This window comes from Parabacteroides merdae ATCC 43184 (assembly GCF_025151215.1).
GTDB classification, from domain to species: Bacteria; Bacteroidota; Bacteroidia; order Bacteroidales; family Tannerellaceae; genus Parabacteroides; species Parabacteroides merdae.
In genome coordinates this window covers 1,032,222-1,050,371 of record NZ_CP102286.1, presented here as the reverse complement: position 1 = coordinate 1,050,371, position 18,150 = coordinate 1,032,222, and the positions used below count along the sequence as shown (strand labels likewise).

Annotated in this window: 16 protein-coding genes and 1 riboswitch; of the genes, 4 read left to right on the top strand and 12 right to left on the bottom strand. The window is 49.6% G+C overall.

Annotation, left to right across the window (positions count from 1 at the left end; genetic code table 11):
- Positions 1-76: 76 nt before the first annotated feature.
- The gene (cbiD, locus tag NQ542_RS04145; protein WP_005639418.1) at positions 77-1,921 is read left to right on the top strand and encodes a cobalt-precorrin-5B (C(1))-methyltransferase CbiD; all 1,845 of its coding nucleotides are present in this window, start codon (positions 77-79) and stop codon (positions 1,919-1,921) included.
- Here cbiD and NQ542_RS04140 read toward each other — a convergent pair whose 3' ends face one another.
- The 5 genes from NQ542_RS04140 to NQ542_RS04120 all read right to left on the bottom strand — a co-directional run bounded on the left by NQ542_RS04140 (position 1,922) and on the right by NQ542_RS04120 (position 6,602).
- Entirely contained in the window at positions 1,922-2,596 is a 675-nt protein-coding gene (locus NQ542_RS04140) for a hypothetical protein (protein ID WP_005649919.1), read from the bottom strand.
- Between the two features lie 131 nt (positions 2,597-2,727).
- On the bottom strand, positions 2,728-3,735 hold the full coding sequence (locus NQ542_RS04135; protein ID WP_036724155.1) for an ABC transporter ATP-binding protein: 1,008 nt from the start codon (positions 3,733-3,735) through the stop codon (positions 2,728-2,730).
- Complete coding sequence (locus NQ542_RS04130) at positions 3,735-4,772, bottom strand: iron ABC transporter permease (RefSeq protein ID WP_005643707.1); 1,038 nt, start codon at positions 4,770-4,772, stop codon at positions 3,735-3,737. The genes NQ542_RS04135 and NQ542_RS04130 overlap by 1 nt, the downstream gene beginning before the upstream one ends.
- A gap of 9 nt (positions 4,773-4,781) precedes the next feature.
- Positions 4,782-5,942, bottom strand: a complete 1,161-nt coding sequence (locus NQ542_RS04125; protein ID WP_005649921.1) for an ABC transporter substrate-binding protein — start codon at positions 5,940-5,942, stop codon at positions 4,782-4,784.
- A gap of 56 nt (positions 5,943-5,998) precedes the next feature.
- A riboswitch (cobalamin riboswitch) is annotated at positions 5,999-6,200 on the bottom strand.
- 42 nt (positions 6,201-6,242) lie between these two features.
- On the bottom strand, positions 6,243-6,602 hold the full coding sequence (locus NQ542_RS04120; RefSeq protein ID WP_005639408.1) for a hypothetical protein: 360 nt from the start codon (positions 6,600-6,602) through the stop codon (positions 6,243-6,245).
- Between the two features lie 187 nt (positions 6,603-6,789).
- On the opposite strand from NQ542_RS04120, the gene NQ542_RS04115 reads away from it, so the two are divergent.
- A complete protein-coding gene (locus NQ542_RS04115; RefSeq protein WP_005649923.1) occupies positions 6,790-7,488 on the top strand; it encodes a precorrin-2 C(20)-methyltransferase in 699 nt (232 codons plus the stop codon).
- Positions 7,489-7,569: 81 nt separating this feature from the next.
- The gene (locus tag NQ542_RS04110; protein ID WP_005639403.1) at positions 7,570-9,237 is read left to right on the top strand and encodes a formate--tetrahydrofolate ligase; all 1,668 of its coding nucleotides are present in this window, start codon (positions 7,570-7,572) and stop codon (positions 9,235-9,237) included.
- A 152-nt stretch (positions 9,238-9,389) separates the two neighbouring features.
- Here NQ542_RS04110 and NQ542_RS04105 read toward each other — a convergent pair whose 3' ends face one another.
- The 3 genes from NQ542_RS04105 to NQ542_RS04095 all read right to left on the bottom strand — a co-directional run bounded on the left by NQ542_RS04105 (position 9,390) and on the right by NQ542_RS04095 (position 10,990).
- Positions 9,390-10,208, bottom strand: a complete 819-nt coding sequence (locus tag NQ542_RS04105; protein ID WP_005639402.1) for an alpha/beta hydrolase — start codon at positions 10,206-10,208, stop codon at positions 9,390-9,392.
- Between the two features lie 20 nt (positions 10,209-10,228).
- Positions 10,229-10,579 carry a DUF6565 domain-containing protein gene (locus tag NQ542_RS04100; protein ID WP_005639400.1) on the bottom strand — a complete coding sequence of 117 codons (351 nt, stop codon included), beginning with the start codon at positions 10,577-10,579 and terminating at the stop codon, positions 10,229-10,231.
- A gap of 234 nt (positions 10,580-10,813) precedes the next feature.
- Positions 10,814-10,990: a DUF4250 domain-containing protein gene (locus NQ542_RS04095; RefSeq protein WP_005639397.1), complete on the bottom strand. Its 177-nt coding sequence runs from the start codon at positions 10,988-10,990 to the stop codon at positions 10,814-10,816.
- A 128-nt stretch (positions 10,991-11,118) separates the two neighbouring features.
- Between NQ542_RS04095 and NQ542_RS04090 the strand changes: the two genes are divergently transcribed.
- Positions 11,119-11,274: a hypothetical protein gene (locus tag NQ542_RS04090; protein WP_005639395.1), complete on the top strand. Its 156-nt coding sequence runs from the start codon at positions 11,119-11,121 to the stop codon at positions 11,272-11,274.
- Positions 11,275-11,338: 64 nt separating this feature from the next.
- Here the strand turns inward: NQ542_RS04090 and NQ542_RS04085 are convergent, their stop codons facing one another.
- The 4 genes from NQ542_RS04085 to NQ542_RS04070 all read right to left on the bottom strand — a co-directional run bounded on the left by NQ542_RS04085 (position 11,339) and on the right by NQ542_RS04070 (position 18,136).
- Positions 11,339-12,682: a citrate/2-methylcitrate synthase gene (locus NQ542_RS04085; RefSeq protein ID WP_005639394.1), complete on the bottom strand. Its 1,344-nt coding sequence runs from the start codon at positions 12,680-12,682 to the stop codon at positions 11,339-11,341.
- Between the two features lie 35 nt (positions 12,683-12,717).
- A complete protein-coding gene (gene icd / locus NQ542_RS04080; RefSeq protein ID WP_005639392.1) occupies positions 12,718-13,977 on the bottom strand; it encodes an NADP-dependent isocitrate dehydrogenase in 1,260 nt (419 codons plus the stop codon).
- A 101-nt stretch (positions 13,978-14,078) separates the two neighbouring features.
- Entirely contained in the window at positions 14,079-16,325 is a 2,247-nt protein-coding gene (locus tag NQ542_RS04075; protein WP_005639390.1) for an aconitate hydratase, read from the bottom strand.
- A 170-nt stretch (positions 16,326-16,495) separates the two neighbouring features.
- A complete protein-coding gene (locus NQ542_RS04070; RefSeq protein ID WP_005639389.1) occupies positions 16,496-18,136 on the bottom strand; it encodes a bifunctional aspartate transaminase/aspartate 4-decarboxylase in 1,641 nt (546 codons plus the stop codon).
- Positions 18,137-18,150 lie beyond the last annotated feature (14 nt).

Here is an 18,150-nt window from a genome sequence, read left to right as displayed (position 1 = left end):
TGCCAGGCAAGTACTCACCAGAGAGGATGCCCCCCTGCTATATTACCGGTAAAGACAAGAGAACAACAGAAACATTATGATACTGATCTTAGGAGGAACAACCGAAGGCCGCAAGGCCGTACAAGTCGTCGAGAGCGCTGGCAAACCCTACTACTACTCGACAGTCGGCAACGAACAGGCGATAGAAGCCGTTCATGCCATTCGCCTCACCGGTGGTATGGACGAAGAAAAGATGGCACAATTCTGCCGCGAGAAAAAAATCTCGTTGCTAGTCGATGCCGCCCACCCTTTCGCCATCCGATTGCATCGGACGCTTGCAAAGGTTTCCTCCCGTCTCCGGATTCCGGTCGTCCGGTTGGAAAGGCAATACCCCGCACATGACAAGCGGTTGATATGGTGCACGGATTATGCCGCCGCCATCGACCGCCTACGTGCGGACGGGATCTGCAACCTATTGGCCCTGACAGGCGTCAAGACCATTGCGAAACTGCGTCCTTACTGGGAGCAGACGCCCTGCTGGTTCCGTATCCTGAACCGGAAAGAGTCTCTTTCGCTGGCTGAATCCGACGGATTCCCAAAGGAACGGATTATTTTTTTCCATGAAGGAGAAGACGAGAAGAAGCTGCTGGACCAGCTTCATCCAGATGCCGTACTGACAAAGGAAAGTGGGGAAAGCGGATATTTCAAGGAAAAGGTCGAAGCAGCACAAGCCTGCGGCATTCCCGTTTATGTCATACAACGCCCTCCCCTGCCTGACAGTTTCACTTTTGTGCAAGGCATGGAAGGACTTCGTAAAGCCATCGAACGCCTCGCTCCCGGCTTCTTCCCGCTCCGGAGCGGTTTCACGACCGGCACATGTGCTACGGCTGCCGCCAAAGCCGCCTTAGTCGCCCTCCTGAACCGAACGGAACAAACCGTTAGTTGCATCACGCTCCCTTCCGGGGAAAAGATCATGCTCCCTGTCGCCGCTACCGAATGGGCGGACAACGCCGCCCTATGCACGGTTATAAAGGACTCCGGCGACGATCCGGACGTGACAAACGGCTGTTCCGTTATCGCCCGTATCGAGTTACAGGCTGGGCAATCCCCTACCCCCGCCTTCCTGTTCCGGGCTGGTGAAGGAGTAGGAACGGTGACGCTTCCCGGCCTCGGCCTCGAAATTGGAGGACCAGCCATCAACGCCACTCCCCGCCGTCTGATTACTGGAGAATTGACAACAATACTGGAGGAAAACGGCCTGTCCGGCAAGATAAAGGAGGTGGTCGTCACGATCTCCGTTCCGGGAGGGAAAGAGTTAGCTGCCCGGACATTCAATCCGAAGTTGGGAATCATCGGCGGAATCTCGATCATCGGGACATCCGGCATCGTACGCCCTTTCTCGAACGATGCCTTTCTCGCCTCGATCCGGAAAGAAGCCGAAGTTGCAAAAGCAATAGGATGTTCTCGCCTCGTCATCAACTCAGGAGCGAAAAGTGAACGTTTCCTGAAAGGCTACCTGTCGGAACGGCTGTCGGAAGAACTTCCTCCGCAAATGTTTGTGCACTACGGGAACTTCATCGGAAAGACACTGAAAATAGCTGCCGAACTGCAATTTGACGAAGTCGTCATGGGAATCATGATTGGCAAAGCCGTCAAACTAGCGGAAGGAGCACTGGATACGCACAGCAAAAAGGTCGTCATGAACAAAGCCTTTCTGAAAGAATTGGCTGCAAAGGCGGGTTGCAAACCAGAGTCCGTACAAAAAATAGATTCCCTGACGCTGGCCAGAGAACTATGGGAACTGTTCAGCAAGACCGAACAACAAAGTTTCTTCCCACTTCTGTTACAGAAATGCCGAGAGCATTGTACCCCCTTGCTTCCCAACGGGAAACTATCCGTTCTGCTGATTTCGGAAAGTGGGAAAATAACCTTTCAAGCGTGATTATTCAAATGTAACATCCTTGTTCTGCACGTAGGAGACATCGATTTTTCCTCCCGCATCACCGTTGCTCTCCTGTAAAGGAAGTTCTCTGACACGGCTCAAGAACAGGGTTCCTTTGGTGGCAGAAGTCGGATTCGTAAAGTTTAGCGTGATGGAGGTCGCGCCTTCCTGCGTATTGTTGATATCATAAACACCGCCGCTGTAGGTCAGGTGCACCTGGACATACTCGTCCTTCCCGATCGGCTTTCCTACCCAAGTGATAATGGTTGCGCCATTGCCTTTGACGGATGTCAGGGATTCGGGAAGAGCGATTGGATCGACATCGTCGATAGAGGCCTTGTTTGTATAGACCTGGTCTTTCCAACGGGAAAAGGTGAACGTGACCGGGTCCAGCCCGGATTCCGACAGCATATACATATAAGCTCCCATTCCTAAAAAGTCCGGCACTTTTCCGTTAAAGAGAATACCTTTGGCCGGCAGGCGCAGATTGGCCCCTTCGCTGTTATATTTATTGAAATTTGCGCCTATATGGGTATGGTTCTGCGTAACATTATATTCGACACCCAAATTCTGATAAAAAGGGATCGAGGGGTCGATCCCGTCCGAATCATCGTTATCGCAAGCGGTAAACACGCCAGCGAACAACAGGCAAGCATAAAGGAAATACTTTCTCATATCATTTAATTTTATCCGAGTTACGGAAAGTATAGGATAATTTACCAATTGCTTCTCCGAGGACTCTATTATTCTTCTTTGATAGAAATAACAAATGAAGTGGGAAAAGTTTTTCCTTTTAGGCTTTTTTGTCAAACAGAAAGCTCCTGCAAGAGAGATTCTATGGTATCGGCCGCCAGCGTACGTCCGTCAAGATGGTGGATCAGGAATGCGGAACCGACAGACAGATCGCCCGTCTCGATCCATACAGGCGACTCCACATGCCGATCGGCACGTATACCGTTCCGCTGGAGTGCCTTGCGGACCATCGCATATTTCTGTCCATGCCCGATCAGGCGTATTTCTTTCGAATACCGGTTATCGATGCGGAACAAGCCGGTCTCCGTGTCGAACACGATTCCCTTGCGGGCGAAGAAACCGCTCAAGTGGCCGCTCAGGGCGAGGTCTTCGGGCGTACCAGGCGTAATCCCGTTCGTCCGGTCCATCAGCCAAATCTTGTCGGCGATCTGGAGCGCCAGTTCGAGATCGTGCGTGGAGAGGAAAATCGTCTTGTTCGTGCTTCGCGTCAGATGGTGGAGCAATTGCATGATCTCCACCTTGCTCGGAAAATCGAGGAAAGCAGTCGGCTCGTCCAGAAAGATAACAGGTGTTTCCTGAGCCAGTGCCTTGGCGATCATGACCTTCTGCCGTTCTCCGTCCGACAGGGTGTGCACCATGCGGGAGGCCAGGTTCTCAATCCGTACCAAGGCGATCGATTCTTCCACGACCTGCTTGTCCTCCTTGTCCAACCGTCCCCAAAAACCGGTGTAGGGACTGCGTCCCATCTCGACCAATTCCCGCACGGACATATTCCGGATGTCACACTTCTCCGTCAGGACCACACCGATCGTCGTGCTCAGTTCCTTGTCCGAATAACTGTCCATATCACGTCCCAAGACGGCGATCTCGCCTCCCAGCTTCGGCTGGAAAGCCGACAGCGTGCGCAGAAGCGTCGACTTCCCGACTCCGTTCGCTCCTAAGAGGCAGGTTAATTCTCCACTATAAATCCGGGCCTGTATATGGCTCGCCACCAACTTGGTATCATTCTTTGTCCGATAACCGATAGAGAGATCGTTTATATGAATCGTATCTTGTCTCATCATTCGTTCAGTTCGTTTTTACGTTTACGGAATAGAACGGAGGCCACTACCGGAGCACCGATTAGGGCAGTCACCGAATTGACCGGCAAAGCCCCTTCGAAGCCGGGCATCCGGGCAATCAAGTTGCAGACGAGTGCCAATGCGGCACCGGCAAACAGGACGGCAGGCATCAGGACCCTATGGTCGGATGTTTGAAAAATGGCCCGGCACAGGTGCGGGACGGCCAGGCCAAGAAAGATGACCGGTCCACAATAGGCCGTCACGATCGCCGTCAGCACTCCTGCCGAGGTGATCACCAAAAGACGTGCCCGCTTGATGTTCAATCCCAAGTTACGGGCATAGCCGTCGCCAAGCAGCATCAGGTTCAACGTCTTGATCAACAGGAACGACAAAGGGATCAGAATCGCCATGATCGCAACAAACAGCATCATCTGGTTGCCGGAAACACGTGAGAAGCTGCCTAACCCCCAGATCACATAGGCGCGAATATCCTCCTCCACGCTGAAGAACTTCAGCACGCCGATCACCGCATTCGCCACGTAGCCGATCATCACGCCGATGATCAGCAGCGTCACGTTCCCTTTCACCTTCTGCGACACATATACGATTAACGCCATCACCGAGAGCGAACCGATCACGGCTGCTATCGAAAGCGCGATTTCTCCCATAAACCCCAATTTACTAAGCGCAACCCCTCCGAGGCTACCGCTCAGCAGTACCACAAAGGCCACGCCCATGCTCGCACCGGAGCTGATCCCCAGCACAGAAGGTCCCGCCAGTGGATTCCGGAAAACAGTCTGCATCTGCAAGCCGCTTATCGCCAGGCCCGCTCCCGCCACCAAAGCTGTCAATGCCTGCGGAAGACGTGATTTCCAGACGATATTCTGCCAGGTCACCGGCTCGTCTCCCAGTCCGCAAATAATGTTCCAGACAGACTTCAACGGGATAGACACCGACCCTAACACCAAATTCAGGAACATCAGGACCAGGATAGACGCTACGATGAGCGACATCAGAAAAGTAGTGGAATGTCTCATTCGTGCAACTTATTTGAGCCGTGCATAATAAACAGGTGTATGATCGGGCAGCAGGTCCGGATGGAATATATGCAGCAGGTCGGCCAGTACGACTTCCGGCTCGGTCGGCATACTTTCGTAAAAAGGCGTATCTTTCATGTTGCAATAGATGATCCCTTTCTCTCTGAAGGCACGGAAATCGGCATAACGCGGGTCCTGCTCCTTCAATGCCTCATAGCTGAACGTACCCGGATAGCTGTTCACAATGCGCCAGTAATCGGCTTCGTCACCCTGGTTGTAGACAGTTTCGAAATCAAGTGTCACACCTCCCGAACGTTTGTCGTTTTTGAGGAAATAGTCAGCACCGGCGTCCTTGAAAAGTTGGGCGAGAAAGCTCTCCCCTCCTACGGCATACCAGTTACCGCCCCGCATCTCGCCGCTCAACACGACCGGGCGTTTCTTCACTTTTCCTTCCGCCGTCAGCTCCTTCAATTCATTGTAACGGGCCGCGATAGCGTCGAATGTCTCGTTTGCCTTTTGCTCCTGTCCTACCAACAGGCCGACGAACTTCACCCATTCCGCCTGTCCCAACGGCGTCATCTCCTTATAGCCTAAATGTGGGATCAATGGGATACCGACATCCTTCAAGGTCTCATATCCGCCCCGTTTAAAAGGCGAAACAAGGATCAGGTCTGGGTTCATACTCATGATCACCTCGTTGTCGAAATTCCCTTCTATGCCGATTTTGGCGGTCTTCCCGCTCTTGAGACGTTCGTTCATCTCCCTATTGAACAGATGCCGGGTACTGGTCACCCCTACGACCTTGTCCAGTTCGCCCATCTTGATAAAATTGGACAACTGCAAAGATGTCATACAGACAACACTTCTGATGGGTGTCTCGATCACAGTATACGATCCGGGGATGCCGGACGGTTTCGTTCCTCTCCTGACAAGCGCATAATGAAAAGTCGTACTTTCCTCATTCTGCGGGTCCTGGATATCCAGCAAGACATACCCGCTCCGATAGGATAATACGAAACCACGGGCATACTCGGGTACAATATGGACACCAGAAAACGCGCTTTCTTCCGTCGTTTCCACCTTATCGGTCCGTTGATTGTTTTTGGTCGTACACGAGGATGCGACACACAACGACATAAGTAGGCAGCATCCTGCCAGGCATTTTTTCATATTCAATATTATTTTATTATAACCGAGCGAGCGTTGTCCACCCCACGAGGACGAGACTCTTCAAAACCGAAACGGCAGGTCTTCTGACTTACTTCCATCCCCGGACACCTTCCCGATCCCCCGATCAGTGGCATTGAGTATTGCCGGTATGTTACCGAAGTTTCACAGCAGCGTGGTCTGTCCGGGATTTCCACCCGGTTCCCTTTTCATTCCTGTCCTGTAAGGAGGACAGGGAAACCTGTTTCAAAGGGCAAATATAATAATATTACTTTTGCTTTCAAGAGAAAAGTGGCAGACAAATCAGTTTTTCTTACGAGCCGCCAAATATTCGTCTTCTAGCATGACTTTCAGTACATGGCCGCTTTCGTCGAAAGCGACAACCAGATTCCGCTGGTCAGTCGTCTCGAGAGAGACCTTATACTGGATAGGGCTACCGCTACCATTCGACTTGTACACCTCTTTGATCAAGCAATTTTCATAAGCGTTGTAAATCGCTTCCTGTGCGGCAAGGTCCACATCGACGATATCGATCGCATAGAAATTTTTCATACTCAACATATCGATATCCGTATTCCCATCCCGTCCAGTCTGCGCATGACTGTTTTGAGCCATACAGACACACGAAACCACCATAGCCACCATCAATACAAACTTCTTCATAACCTAAAATCTTAAACAATCTATTTACCTTTTTCTAATCGTTCCATCAAGTACAAATTGCATGCCAAAGAATAAAAAGCGGGCTGTGGAAAAGGCAGTGTGGAAATTATCCCCACAATTGTGGAATGCAGATTTGGAAAGTTCCGCAATTTTCCTCACTTTTGCGCACCAAATAATTCTAACGCACATGTCGTACCCCATCTGCTTCGTATCGCTCGGTCCGGGAGACCCCGAACTGATCACCTTGAAAGGCTTGAAAAAACTCCGACAGGCCGATATCATCTATTGCCCCGCCACCATAAGCAAAAGCGGACAACTACTCTCCCGTGCGGCCCGTATTATCGAAGAACTGGAAATCGAGAAATCTGTAGTCCAGTTCTTCACGCTCCCGATGAGCAAAGACCGGACCGAAGTCTGGAAAGTCTACGATACCTTGTATGAAAAGGCCATATCCGCCAGGGATAAAGAGAAAAAGGTGGTCATTGTGGCGGAAGGCGATGCAGGGTTCTATTCTTCCATACAGTATATATACGACAAATTCAAAGAGAACCGCATCGAAGTGGAACGAACCGCCGGAATACCAGCTTTCATTGCAGCGGGTGCTTTAGCCGGCTTGCATATTGTCAAGCAGGAAGAACAAATCATCGTCATACCCGGAATGCTGACGGCGGAAGAATTGTCGAAAAAGATCAAGACCGGTAATGTGATCGTCATCATGAAGCTGTCCCAATGTGTGGAGGCCGTCCATACCTGCATCCGGTTGCATCCGGAAACGAACTTCCATTATTTTGAGAATGTCGGGACCGGAGAAGAGTTTTACACCTCCGACCGGAAACAAATCCAGAGGAAAATATTCCCATACTTTTCCCTTATGATCATCCAATAGTATCTAAACTACCTGACTTTTCATTTTGTTATTATACAAAAATATATTTACTTTTGTTTTCCACTTAAACTCACATAAGACATGAAATCAGACATAGAAATTGCAAGAGAGGTTTCTCTGCGCAAGATAAAAGAAATCGCGACCGGATTAGGTATCCCTCGTGAAGAAGTTCAGAATTACGGCAGATACATCGCCAAGATACCTATCCATCTGATCGACGAAGAGAAGATCAGACAACACAATCTTATCCTGGTTACAGCCATCACTCCTACGAAAGCGGGTATCGGTAAGACGACCGTTTCAATCGGGCTGGCTTTAGGATTGAACAAAATCGGTAAAAAGGCGGTCGTTGCCTTGCGCGAACCATCATTGGGTCCATGCTTCGGCATGAAGGGCGGAGCTGCCGGAGGCGGATACTCGCAGGTGTTGCCGATGGAAAACATCAACCTGCATTTTACGGGGGATTTCCATGCGGTTACTTCTGCCCACAATATGATCACGGCATTGCTGGACAATTACATCTACCAGACGCGTAATACCTGTGAAGGTCTGAAAGAAATCAAATGGAAACGCGTACTAGACGTGAACGACCGCAGCCTGCGCAACATTGTTTCCGGCTTGGGCGGATCGGCCAACGGTGTACCGACGGAGACAGGTTTTGACATCACACCCGCTTCGGAAATCATGGCGATCCTTTGCCTGGCAACGGACATCGAAGACTTGAAACGCCGTATCGGCAACATCCTGTTGGGATATACGAACGATGACAAGCCTTTCACTGTAAACGATCTCGGTGTGGCCGGAGCGATCACGGTATTGCTGAAAGACGCTCTCCTGCCCAACCTGGTGCAAACAACCGAAAACACGGCCGCATTCGTACACGGAGGCCCATTCGCCAACATCGCACACGGCTGCAACTCCGTTCTGGCGACCAAGATGGCGCTGACGTATGGCGATTACGTCATTACAGAGGCTGGCTTCGGTGCCGACCTAGGAGCTGAAAAGTTCTTCGACATCAAATGCCGCAAAGCCGGACTGACACCGAAACTGACAGTTATCGTGGCGACAGCCCAGAGCTTGAAGCTGCATGGAGGCGTACCGGAAAACAAGATCAAGGAACAGAATATCGAAGGGATGAAAAACGGTTTCGAGAATCTGGACAAACATGTCGAGAACATGAAACGCTTCGGCCAGGAAGTGATCGTGACTTTCAACAGGTACGCATCCGATACGGACGAGGAAATCGCACTGGTCGCAGAACATTGCCGCGAGATCGGTGTTGGTTTCTGTATGAACAACGTATTTGCTGCCGGTGGCGAAGGAGGTGCCGAACTCGCGAAACTGGTGGTCGACACGATCGAAAAGAAACCTTCCACCCCGCTAAAATACATCTACGAGGACGACGAATCTATCCGTAGCAAGATAAAAAAGGTGTCCGAACAGATCTATGGAGCAGCCTCTGTTGTCTATACGACATTGGCGGACAAGAAAATCAAGCAGATCGAAAGTCTCGGAATCTCCCACTATCCGATCTGCATCGCCAAGACGCAGTATTCGTTCTCTTCCGATCCGAAAGCCTACGGGGTAGCCAAGAATTTCGAGTTGAAAGTGCGCGATATCATCATCAACAACGGTGCAGAGATGATCGTTGTCATCATGGGCGAGATCATGCGCATGCCGGGACTGCCGAAAGACCCGCAGGCAAAACGTATCGACATCGTGGACGGCGTGATTGAAGGGTTGAGCTAAAAGACAAGCCACCATATCCCTATATATGCAAAACACCGGTGTTTTGAAAACGAATCACCGGTGTTTTGAAAACGAATCACCGGTGTTTTGAAAACGAATCACCGGTGTTTTGAAAACGAATCACCGGTGTTTTGATACTAGGCTATACCAGCCTAATTCTTTCCCTTGTTTTTATCGAAAAATTTCTTAAAGAACAGGATTTGGTAGTCGATCGAGTTCTTCCAGTATTCACCGTTATGTGATCCGGGACGAACAAGGAAATCATGGTCGATCTTATATTTCAGCAGCTTCTTATGGAAGTCGTTATTCACTTCGAAAAAGAAATCGCTGTAACCGCAATCGAAGATAATAGCCAGTTCACCGTTCTTGATACGGTCAATTTGCATGATTGCCGTATGAGTGTTCCAAACCTCCTGATTGTCGCTCTCGTTTCCGAGCAGCTTGTTCATCTCCCAATTATTGGGGAACGGTCGGATATCGACTCCGCCACTCGTACTACCGGCCGCACCAAACACATCCTTATGACGAAAAGATAGCCACATGGCTCCGTGTCCGCCCATGCTCAACCCAGTAATAGCACGACCGGAACGATCTTTCACTGTCGAATATTCAGAATCGATATATTTGACTAATTCGGAGGAAACGAATGTCTCATAACGGTAGGACGGATCTTTCGGGCTGTCCCAATACCAACTATTCTTGCCATCGGGACAGACAAAGATCAGGCCGTCGCGATCTGCAATATCTTTCAACTCCGGCTTCATGGAAAGCCAGGTTTTCGCATTTCCTCCATATCCGTGCAACAGGTAGACAACCGGTTTCGGCACATGATTATTCTCCGGAGAAACGACAACGACTTGGACATTCTTTTTCATCGCCTCACTGTAAACGGCCAACGTATCGACAACTGCCCCCTTCACCGATATGGCAACCAGGATAAAAAGAGCTAAAATGGATAATTTAAGTTTCATGGTATCAGACTCTATAAACGCTATTTTTTGTTCTTTTCCATTTTAAGTATATCGCTGTCGAGGAGCTTGTCAACTCCGTTCTTCAAATTCGAAAGTCCTCTACGGGTTGCATAGGTTGCTTTCAGTTTGGTAATCTCTATCTGCTCATCTATTGTCAGTTCGGAACTGAACTTCTCATAACGGTCACCAGTAAAAGTTTCGAACTTTTCATCGGCTTTCTTCCAGTCTTCTTCTGTATAATCGCTTCCGGCTGCTTCCACCTTTTCGATAAACTTCTTGAAATCTTTCACATACGATTCTTTGGAATCGCTGCAACCATTAAAAACAAACAAGGCGATAACCGCCACAAACATCATCAATCTTGTTTTCATATCTTTTTTATTTTTATTACAATGATAGCAAATATACGAATAAATCTTACACTATACAGCAGGACTTCAGGGCAACTGCACCAAAATCACAATCAACAATCTTCTATCGGCTGCCTTGCAAACAACAATTTACTTTTTCAGAATAACAGGTCATCTTTTTCTTCGCTTTTCATCGCTGCCATGGCATGTGGAGACAAGTCAACTTTTCAAATGGACGTCATCTCCTTCCATCGATTACCAAAACTTGTTATTCTCTTGACTATACTCGAATCCTGCACTCTTCAGTTTCTGGACAAGCATCTCTTTTTGAAGATGCATATCGTCACACAGTTCATCAAGAGAAGAATAATTATCACGTAATTTCATATTGATGAAGCTGAAAAGCATCATCGGATCTTCCGGAAGTGTCATAGTTCATCATCTTTTCTAAATCAGGTGCAAAGATAATGGCTTATTCCATAATCTCGTCTTCCCGATTAAAAAAAACAGACATTTGTATCCGACTTTCTTTTGAAAGCAACTAATCCGGAAATCACCAGATGGAACACTGTACAGGAGCTTCAAAAGAAATTAAATTCAATATCACCTATCGTGATAAGTTGCTCCGCGAAAACATCACCAGAACCGTCCTGCAAAAAGAGGACAGCCACTCGGACGACAAGACGGAAAAACAGCAAACCCCGGCTGCCGCATGAAAATGGGCTGTCGGGGTCATTATCATAATTAGGGGAATTGCGGAGTTCGCAGGCCCAACCGGTATTAGCGGTCTGCAATAGGGAGATACGACTGCTCTTCGAGGACGTTCTTGTAGGCCGGACGGATGATGCGCTTACCATCGAAGTTCAACTCTTCGATGCGGTGGGCGGTCCATCCGACGATACGTGCCATCGCAAACAGAGGTGTATAGATTTCCTGCGGCAATCCGATCATTTCATACACGAAACCGGAATAGAAATCAACGTTCGAGGAAACGCGTTTCTTCGTCCCTTTATGCTTGGCGAAACACTCGATGGCACGTGATTCGAGCAATTCGAGGAAAGCAAATTCCTCTTCACGCCCTTTTTCTTTCGCGAGATCACGTGCCAGTTCTTTCAAGACGACGGCGCGGGGATCGGAAATCGTATAGACAGCGTGTCCGATACCGTAGATCAGGCCGGTCTTGTTATAGGCTTCCTTGTTCAGCATCCGCATGAAATAGGTATCTATCTCGTCTACATTTTTCCAGTCGGCTATGTTTTCTTTCAGATGATGGAACATATCAACCACCTGGATATTGGCTCCCCCGTGCAACGGACCTTTCAGCGAACCGATACCGGCGGCTATGGAAGAATAGGTATCCGTACCGGTCGAGCTGGTCACGCGGACTGTGAACGTCGAGTTGTTACCTCCTCCATGTTCGGCCTGGAGAACAAGCAGTAAGTCAAGCGTACGAGCTTCCAGATCGGTAAAATCTTTTTTCAGCATATGAAGGAAGTTTTCGGCGATCGAAAGATTTTCATGCGGGTGGCGGATATGCAGCGAACGACCTTGCTGGCTATGTCGGTAAATGTTGTAAGCATAGGCGATGATGGTCGGGAAACGTGAGATCAGCTCGATCGACTGGCGCATCAAGTTGTCGCGAGAGGTATCATCGGGGTTCGGATCGAACGTGTACATTTCGAGGACGCTACGGGCCAGGATGTTCATGATGTTCTGTCCCTCCAGATCCAGGATGTTCATCTTCGTCTTCTGTTCGAGCGGCATATTGTCGCAGATCAGTTCCTTGAAACCTGCCAGTTCTTCTATATCTGGCAATTTACCGGACAAAAGCAGGTAAGCGACCTCTTCGAAACCGAAACGTTTCTCCTTGATCAACCCGTGTGCGATGTCTTCCACATCGTATCCGCGGTAAAACAGTTTTCCAGGGATCGCTTTCAGTCCGCCTTCAGGCAGACGCTCGTAACCCACCACGTTACCAACCTTCGTCAGTCCGACCAACACTCCTGTACCGTCTTCGTTACGAAGCCCACGCTTCACATTATACATTGGGAACAGTTCGTTGTCGATCTTGCATGCTTCTTTGGATGCATCGGACAATTTATAAATAATATATTCTTTTTTCATGACAGTAAATTTTAATTTATTCAACTCCTATGCCGTTACAAGATCGACATGACATATTCACCAAACTCCTTAGTGCCGAGAGGCTGTCCATTCTGCATAAAGCGGGCCAAGTCACGAGTGGCCTTCCCTTCGGAGAAAGCGTGTTCGAGTGCGGCGGTTATCAGCCGACCGGCCTCGTTCCATCCCATATATTCGAGCATCATGACGGAAGAAAGTAAAAGCGAGCAGGGATTCACGACGTTCTTGCCGGCAATGTTGGGTGCCGTCCCATGTGTCGCCTCGAAGATCGCATAGCCGCTGTCGTAGTTGATGTTGGCTCCCGGCGCGATACCGATACCGCCAACCATAGCCGCCAACTGGTCGGAGACATAATCACCATTGAGATTCAGCGTAGCAATCACCGAATATTCTTCCGGCACAAGGAGGGTGTTCTGAAGGAAAGCGTCGGCAATCACATCTTTGATGACGACCTTTCCGGCAGCTTCGGCATCCAACAGAGCGGTAGCGGCAGCATCCTCTCCTTTTTCCTTTTTGATCTTCTCATACTGGGGCCATGTAAAAGTCTTATCGGGGAATTCGCGTTCGGCCAACGCATATCCCCACAGTTTGAAGCCGCCTTCCGTAAACTTCATGATGTTTCCCTTATGCACCAACGTGACACTGGGCAAGCGGTTAGCCAAAGCAAATTCGATGGCAGCGCGAACGAGACGTTCCGTACCTTCGACCGAAACGGGTTTCACGCCGAAGGATGAAGTTTCGGGAAAACGCACCTTCGTCACACCCATCTCTTCCGTCAGGAACTTGAGGAATTTGCGAGCTTCGGACGTCCCTTGCTGCCATTCGATGCCGGCATAGATATCTTCAGTATTCTCGCGGAAGATATACATATCAACTTTTTCCGGCTCTTTGACAGGTGTCACAACTCCACGGAACCAACGTACCGGACGGAGGCAGACATAGAGGTCGAGGGTCTGCCTGAGTGCGACGTTCAACGAACGGATGCCACCGCCGATAGGCGTTGTCAGCGGGCCTTTGATCCCGATCATATATTCGCGGAAAGCCTCCATCGTCTCGTCGGGCAACCAACTGCCGGTCTGCTTGAAGGCTTTTTCGCCTGCCAATACTTCCTTCCATTCGATCACTCGCTGGCCGCCATACGCCCTGCCTACCGCTTCATCGACAATACGCTGGCAAACTGGTGTAATCTCCGCACCTACTCCATCTCCCTCTATAAAGGGAATGACGACTTTATCGGGGACAAGGAGGGTCCCGTTTTGTTTTGTTATCTTATTCATAATCTTATTCTTTATTTTTACAAATGATGATTTAACAGCCTTGTTCCCGCGTCAAGTGCGGGAACAGGACAGTTTTAATTCGCCCATAAATCAATAATTTATCATCGGGCTGCATTCAACGCTGCTCCCGCTTTAAACCATTTTATCTGCAACTCATTATAGGTATGATTCACCGCGAACGATTCTTCTGTGCCGTCGGCATGGTAAAGGATTGCCGTCAGCGGCTTTCCGGGGGCGAACTCTTTCAAGCCGACAATCGAAATCTTGTCTTCCTCGCGTACTTTCTTATAATCATCCTTATCGGCAAAAGTGAGGGCAAGCATACCCTGCTTTTTCAGGTTCGTTTCATGGATGCGGGCGAAGCTTTTGGCAAGGATCACTTTTACATTCAGGAAACGAGGCTCCATAGCGGCATGTTCGCGAGACGATCCCTCACCATAATTTTCTTCTGCTACGACGATAGATGAAATTCCCTTTGCCTTATACTGTTTGGCGACGGCTGACACAGCCTCATACTTGCCGTTCAGCTGGTTCAGCACGCTGTTTGTCTTGCCGTTGAAAGCATTCACAGCCCCCATCAGCATATTGTCCGAAATATTCTCCAAATGACCACGGAAGCGAAGCCACGGACCAGCCATCGAGATATGGTCGGTCGTACATTTGCCTTCAGCCTTCAGCAACAGCGGCATTTCGATCAGCTCTTTGCCGTCCCAAGCGGCGAAAGGCTTCAAGACCTGTAAACGGTTGGAGCCGGGATTGATTACCACTTCGGCGTCCTTCCCCGTCGGGGCAACATACCCGTTGTCTTTCACTTCGAATCCTTTCGGCGGGAAGTCGGTGCCTTCCGGTTCTTTCAGTTTCACTTCGCGGCCGTCGGCGGTTTTCAGTGTATCGGTCAGCGGGTTGAAACAAAGGTCTCCGGCGATGGTCAGCGCGAGCGTCAGTTCTGGGGAAGCAACAAAGGCATGCGTGTTCGGGTTGCCGTCTGCTCGTTTGGCGAAATTACGGTTAAAGGAGGTAACGATGGAGTTTTTGCGCGTATTGTCGTCGGTATGCCGTTTCCATTGCCCGATACACGGACCGCAGGCGTTGGCCATAACTGTCGCGCCAATTTGCTCGAAATCTCCGAGGATACCGTCCCGTTCGGCCGTATAGCGTATCTGTTCGGAGCCGGGGTTGATAATCAGCGGAGCTGCCACCGGTATCTTGTCTTCGGCTGCCTGGCGGGCAATTGAAGCGGCACGGCTCAAATCCTGGTAGGACGAGTTCGTACAAGAACCGATCAGTCCAACTTCCATCTTGCGGGGCCAACCATTCTCCTTCACTTTGGTAGCAAATTCGGAAATAGGCGTTGCCGCATCCGGCGTGAACGGGCCATTGATATGCGGTTCCAATTCGGACAAATTGATTACAATCACACGGTCATAAAAAGAATCCGGTTGAGCCTGCACATCCATATCGGCTTCCAAATAGTCGGAAACGGCTGTTGCCCACTCGGCCACATCATCACGTCCCGTAGCACGCAAATAAGTGGCCATGTTCAGATTGAACGGGAAAAGGGAAGTCGTGGCACCCACCTCGGCTCCCATATTACAGATCGTCGCTTTCCCCGTCGCAGACAAGGATGCGGCACCGGGACCGAAATATTCGATGATGGCATTCGTCCCACCCTTCACAGTGAGGATTCCTGCCAGTTTCAAGATCACGTCCTTCGGAGATGCCCATCCGCTCAGGCTACCAGTCAGTTTTACACCTATCAGTTTCGGCATTTTCAACTCCCATTCCATACCTGTCATCACATCCACTGCGTCAGCGCCGCCTACACCGATGGCAATCATCCCCAGACCACCCGCATTTGGCGTATGCGAGTCCGTACCAATCATCATACCGCCGGGAAAAGCATAGTTCTCAAGCACTACCTGATGGATAATGCCGGCTCCCGGTTTCCAGAAACCGATACCATACTTGTCGGAAACGGATTTTAGGAAATCATAGACCTCGCTGTTGCTCTGCGTAGCCGTTGCGATATCCGTCTTAGCTCCCATATTCGCTTGGATCAGGTGATCGCAGTGCACGGTGGCAGGAACGGCCGATTGGGATTTTCCTGCATTCATGAACTGAAGCAACGCCATCTGCGCGGTCGCATCCTGCATCGCGACACGGTCAGGACGGAAATTCACATAATCTTCACCACGGCGAAAAGGACAGATGTCCGATTCTTCATACAAATGTGCATATAATATTTTTTCAGCCAGGGTCAACGGACGGCCAACCTGTTCGCGAGCTGCATCCACCCGCTTCGGGAAATTAGAATAAAAGCTTCTCAGCATGTCAATGTCGTACACCATATCTATTCTTTTTATTAGTTAGCAATGTAGGATGGGATAAAAATAGTATTTATATAAATACCTTTTATTCAATAATTTCTATCGGCTGATAAAGGGTATCTATGAGAACGGGCTCCCTATACGTTCAATAATAGAACGTAGCGGGAGCCCGTTTTGTTCAAAGGCTTTGTTTATTCCTTCAACGATTCTTTCCATTTATCCGCATAGCTGTGCAAAATGGAAGCGATTCCTTCCCCGATACGGACATAATCTTCACGTTTCAGATTGGCTAGCGAACAGCGGATGGACCACTCTGGTGCATCGAATCCGCCACCGTTGAGCAATACCAGTGAAGTTTCTTGTGCCAGGCGGAACACGACGTCTACCGGCTCGTAATTTTCCTGTAAGTAGACAACGAAATCATCTCCGTAAAATTTCTTCGCCCAGACCAACATATCAATCTCGCTATAGTAGCCGGCACGCAACGGATCGTCGAGCAATGTGAAACCGGTGCTTTCCCAAAGCGTATGAAGGCGGTCGTGAATGATCTGCTGCATCTTCGCCTTATAAGCATTCTCGCGATCCAGCAGGGAGAAGGAGGCAAAGAGCGCCATTTGCGTCTGTTGCGGCAGCGAAAGACCGGCGGTATGGTTCAAGGCGACCTGACGGCTGTCGGCAACCATACGGTCGATGAAACGGATTTCCTCTGGATGGAGCGAAATACTGCTATAGCGTTCGTTCAACTGCTCTTTCCGCTCTGCCGGCAATTCCTTCAGCATCCGGTCGTATATATTCTCTTCGTGCAACGCGACAACGGCCAGGCGCCAGCCTGTCGCTCCGAAATATTTGGAGAAAGAATAGACGCAGAGGGTGTTCTCCGGCAATTCCGCCATAACCGAGCGAAAATGGGGAATGTAGGTCGCATAGACATCATCGGTAATGATCATCAGGTTCGGATTGTCATTGCGTACGATATCTACAATACGTTTCATCAAACCATCTGTCAAACCGTACGAAGGCGGATTGCTCGGATTGACGATAAAGGCGGCCTTGACAGAAGGGTCTTTCAGAATGTCCAGGTCTTCTTCCATGTACTGCCAGGTATGATAGCCGTCTTTTGTCATTTTACAAGCGTGGATTTCGGTTACATCGAACAAGTAGCGGGCTTGTTCCGGTATCTCTATATAAGGAGTGAATACCGGGGCGAACAGGACGATCTTGTCACCTTTACCAAGAAGGAAATTTTGTTGCAGAGAATCGAATATATAGCACATCGCGGCGGTTCCCCCTTCGGTAGCAAAGAGATCGAACTTCCCTTTGGGCGGGCGGTTGTCGCACAATTCCTGCTTCAGGTAGTCTTCGACCAATACTTCCGTATATTTCAGGATGCGGTCGGGAACGGGATACTGGTCTCCGATGACGCCTTCCGCCCATTCGTGTACGAGGTCGTTCTCATCGACTCCTTTCTCATTCACAAGATAATCGTAGGTATCTTTCAGCAGTGCCATGCCGGGAGAGCCGGCGTGCTTCATCAGGAATTGCGTGAAACGGGTGGCGATACGTTTCTTTTCGGGGATACCGGCCAGTCCGATCATTTCCTCGCCATATTCGGAGGAACGGGCGCATTCTTCCAGTCCGAACTGGCCGAGCAGGAAAAAGGCTTCGCGGGGTACAGTACTGATCCAGTTCGGATTGCCACGCCCTGCGTTCAGCATGATATGCGTACTCTTACGGGCGCTTTCGTCCGCAAGGTCTATCAGGATATTTTTCAGTTCGAAAGGACTGATTTCTGACATTTTCTTTTCGTATTCACGAGTGATTTTGTGTGTCATAGAGAAATAACTTA

Excerpts from the sequence above, each read along its gene's own strand:
- NQ542_RS04135 (WP_036724155.1), bottom strand. The coding sequence starts at position 3,735 with ATGAGACAAGATACGATTCATATAAACGATCTCTCTATCGGTTATCGG.
- NQ542_RS04095 (WP_005639397.1), bottom strand. The coding sequence starts at position 10,990 with ATGACACTTCCGGAAGATCCGATGATGCTTTTCAGCTTCATCAATATG.
- NQ542_RS04140 (WP_005649919.1), bottom strand. The coding sequence starts at position 2,596 with ATGAGAAAGTATTTCCTTTATGCTTGCCTGTTGTTCGCTGGCGTGTTT.
- NQ542_RS04075 (WP_005639390.1), bottom strand. The coding sequence starts at position 16,325 with ATGGTGTACGACATTGACATGCTGAGAAGCTTTTATTCTAATTTCCCG.
- NQ542_RS04125 (WP_005649921.1), bottom strand. The coding sequence starts at position 5,942 with ATGAAAAAATGCCTGGCAGGATGCTGCCTACTTATGTCGTTGTGTGTC.
- cbiD (WP_005639418.1), top strand. The coding sequence starts at position 77 with ATGATACTGATCTTAGGAGGAACAACCGAAGGCCGCAAGGCCGTACAA.
- NQ542_RS04100 (WP_005639400.1), bottom strand. The coding sequence starts at position 10,579 with ATGAAAACAAGATTGATGATGTTTGTGGCGGTTATCGCCTTGTTTGTT.
- icd (WP_005639392.1), bottom strand. The coding sequence starts at position 13,977 with ATGAATAAGATAACAAAACAAAACGGGACCCTCCTTGTCCCCGATAAA.
- NQ542_RS04115 (WP_005649923.1), top strand. The coding sequence starts at position 6,790 with ATGTCGTACCCCATCTGCTTCGTATCGCTCGGTCCGGGAGACCCCGAA.
- NQ542_RS04085 (WP_005639394.1), bottom strand. The coding sequence starts at position 12,682 with ATGAAAAAAGAATATATTATTTATAAATTGTCCGATGCATCCAAAGAA.
- NQ542_RS04130 (WP_005643707.1), bottom strand. The coding sequence starts at position 4,772 with ATGAGACATTCCACTACTTTTCTGATGTCGCTCATCGTAGCGTCTATC.
- NQ542_RS04120 (WP_005639408.1), bottom strand. The coding sequence starts at position 6,602 with ATGAAGAAGTTTGTATTGATGGTGGCTATGGTGGTTTCGTGTGTCTGT.
- NQ542_RS04070 (WP_005639389.1), bottom strand. The coding sequence starts at position 18,136 with ATGACACACAAAATCACTCGTGAATACGAAAAGAAAATGTCAGAAATC.
- NQ542_RS04105 (WP_005639402.1), bottom strand. The coding sequence starts at position 10,208 with ATGAAACTTAAATTATCCATTTTAGCTCTTTTTATCCTGGTTGCCATA.
- NQ542_RS04110 (WP_005639403.1), top strand. The coding sequence starts at position 7,570 with ATGAAATCAGACATAGAAATTGCAAGAGAGGTTTCTCTGCGCAAGATA.
- NQ542_RS04090 (WP_005639395.1), top strand. The coding sequence starts at position 11,119 with ATGGAACACTGTACAGGAGCTTCAAAAGAAATTAAATTCAATATCACC.